This window comes from Collinsella aerofaciens, from assembly GCF_001404695.1.
Classification (GTDB): Bacteria; Actinomycetota; Coriobacteriia; order Coriobacteriales; family Coriobacteriaceae; genus Collinsella; species Collinsella aerofaciens_E.
On sequence record NZ_CZAQ01000069.1, the window covers coordinates 1 to 1241 of the forward strand.

General features: G+C 56.3%; 1 protein-coding gene. It reads left to right on the plus strand.

All coding sequences use genetic code 11. The annotated features are described in order from the left end of the window. The first annotated feature begins 220 nt into the window (after positions 1-220). On the plus strand, positions 221-922 hold the full coding sequence (locus AQ996_RS09495; protein ID WP_253274640.1) for a ferredoxin family protein: 702 nt from the start codon (positions 221-223) through the stop codon (positions 920-922). Positions 923-1241: the final 319 nt, after the last annotated feature.

The following is a 1241-nucleotide window of genomic DNA, read 5'->3' on the forward strand; positions in this document are numbered from 1 at the left end:
CCACCGGCCTAATGGCTTGGCGTCAGCATGCCGCGATTCGGTCGCACGGAGAGCATTTCCCAGTTGACAAAACTATAGGAACACCCCCCATGCGCCGTATACTCTGTCTGAATGTGAAAACGGCTTGACGTGTTGCCTGGCGTAGGGAGAGGGTGCCTCGATGAGCGTATTCGAAATTGTGTTTAGTCCGACGGGCGGAACGCGGAAGGTGTCTGGCCTTGTGGCCGGGGCGCTGGACAAGAATACCGTTACCGTCGATTTGACCGATAGCGGGCTAGATTTCAGCGCTGTGTCGATGACTAAGGACGACGTGGCCGTAATCTCTGCGCCGGCGTATGCCGGTAGAATCCCGGCTGTGGTGGCTGACCGGTTGGGCATGGTGCGCGGCAACGGGGCTCGGACTGTTTTGGTTTGTGTATACGGAAACCGCGCGTTTGAGGACACGCTCGTAGAGCTGGAGGACGTTGCGAAGCGCGCCGGATTTAGGGTGGTTGCAGCGGTTTCTGCTATTGCTGAGCATTCCGTTGCTCGTCAGTTTGCTGCTGGGCGACCGGATGCGCAGGATGCGGCGCAGCTCGCAGAGTTTGCGCAGCAAATTCAGCAAAAGCTGTTGGCTGAGGACGCATCCGAGCCCTCTATTCCCGGCAATCGTCCTTATAAACAAGCTGGAGGTCATCGCATGGCACCCGAGGCAACAGAGGATTGCGCCTCCTGCGGTGCATGCGCCGCGGCGTGCCCCGTTTGTGCTATCGACAAGGGCGACCCCAAGCGAGCAGCTGGCGAGGCGTGCATCTCCTGCATGCGCTGCATCGCCGTATGTCCGCGAGGCGCTCGCAAGCTTGATCCCAACAAGCTATCCGCTGTTTCCCAGATGTTGAGCAAGGTTTGCGTCGTGCGGAAGGAATGCGAGCTCTTCATCTAGCGCATACGAAATTGGTGCGTTGGGGACAGGTTAATCTGCACCAACCTGGTGCAAACAAACCTGTCCCCAACGCACCAGAGTGAGGAGTGCCCCTGGGTGCCGGCAGGAAAGGAACGTCCCTAAGTGCCGCCTAAATACCGTTTATCGAAGAAAAAATACCGCTCACCGGTCATAATGATTGTTCTGGCTTTGGGCTTGTCTACAATATCTCCCGTAAAAAGAAAGGCTCTGTTAGACCAGAATTGACATATAGGTGATGCCACCGTGGTATAATATAATTGTTAACCACGGCATTGGAGCAGGTATGAACGCCGAGGAT